Here is a 1,318-nt window from a genome sequence, read left to right on the forward strand (position 1 = left end):
GTCTGGGCCTTCGTGGCGTCAACAGCGTCAGCGAATTGCAGGATACGCCCGCAGTGCGCGGCATGATCAACAAGATCAGCTATCTGGTCAAGATTGTCTGAGCGGAGACTCATCATGGAATTGAACGGAATCAAGCCTAGCGAAGGCGCCAAACATGCCAAACGACGCGTTGGTCGCGGCATCGGCTCTGGCCTGGGCAAAACGGCAGGACGTGGTCATAAAGGCCAGAAGTCCCGCTCCGGTGGTTATCACAAGGTGGGCTTCGAAGGCGGTCAAATGCCTATGCAGCGTCGCTTGCCCAAGCGCGGCTTCAAGTCGCATTTGCTGAAGTTCAACGCCGAGGTCACCCTCGGCGCGCTGGAGCAGCTCGGCCTGGCCGAAGTCGATCTGTTGGCTCTGAAGACTGCCGGCCTGGTGGGCCAGCTCGCCAAGAACGTCAAGATCATCAAGACCGGTGAACTGACCAAGGCAGTCAAGCTGAACGGCATTTCTGCCACGGCAGCTGCCAAGGCTGTGATCGAAGCCGCCGGCGGCTCTGTCGCTTAATACCTGACTGGATAATCAGTGGCAACCACTTCGGCTCAAATCGCGAAAACCGGCAAGTACGGTGATCTGCGCAACAGGCTTGTGTTTTTGCTGCTGGCCCTGGTGGTGTACCGCATTGGCGCGCACATCCCGGTGCCAGGGATTGACCCTGGCCAGCTGAAAGAGCTTTTCAAGGGCCAGCAAGGCGGCATATTGAACCTGTTCAATATGTTCTCGGGTGGTGCCCTGTCGCGATTCACGGTGTTTGCCTTGGGCATCATGCCGTACATCTCGGCCTCGATCATCATGCAATTGCTGACGTACGTCGTTCCGACGTTCGAGCAGATGAAAAAAGAAGGCGAAAGCGGCCGGCGCAAGATTACGCAGTACACGCGTTACGGCACGCTGGCTTTGGCACTGTTCCAGTCCATGGGTATTGCCGTGGCGCTGGAAAGCTCGCCAGGCCTGGTGCTGGCACCCGGTTTTGGTTTCCGCATGACTGCAGTGTTCAGCCTGACGGCCGGCACGATGTTCCTGATGTGGCTGGGTGAGCAGATTACCGAGCGTGGTTTGGGTAACGGCATTTCGATCCTGATTTTTGCCGGTATTGCGGCAGGCTTGCCGAATGCCATGGGTGGTTTGCTCGAATTAGTTCGCACCGGCGCCATGAGTATTCTGGTAGCCATCGTGATCGTCGCGGTGGTCGTGCTGGTGACGTATTTCGTGGTGTTCGTAGAGCGCGGGCAACGCAAGATTCTTGTGAACTATGCGCGGCGCCAGGTGGGTAACAAGG

The 1,318-nt window shown here is 57.7% G+C and carries 3 protein-coding genes; all 3 read left to right on the forward strand.

Features of this window, described 5'->3' with window-relative positions; all coding sequences use genetic code 11:
* A partial coding sequence (locus tag AC1D1X_RS23530) for an uL30 family ribosomal protein (protein ID WP_477699377.1) occupies positions 1 to 101 on the forward strand: 101 nt, incomplete at its 5' end.
* Positions 102 to 114: 13 nt separating this feature from the next.
* The gene (gene rplO, locus AC1D1X_RS23535) at positions 115 to 546 is read left to right on the forward strand and encodes a 50S ribosomal protein L15 (protein ID WP_411878481.1); all 432 of its coding nucleotides are present in this window, start codon (positions 115 to 117) and stop codon (positions 544 to 546) included.
* Positions 547 to 564: 18 nt separating this feature from the next.
* A partial coding sequence (locus AC1D1X_RS23540) for a preprotein translocase subunit SecY (RefSeq protein ID WP_477699376.1) occupies positions 565 to 1,318 on the forward strand: 754 nt, incomplete at its 3' end.

It is taken from the genome of Polaromonas sp. P1_G4 (assembly GCF_056405475.1).

Bases quoted from the DNA above. Each gene is read 5' to 3' on its own strand.
- rplO (WP_411878481.1), top strand. From the start codon at position 115: ATGGAATTGAACGGAATCAAGCCTAGCGAAGGCGCCAAACATGCCAAA.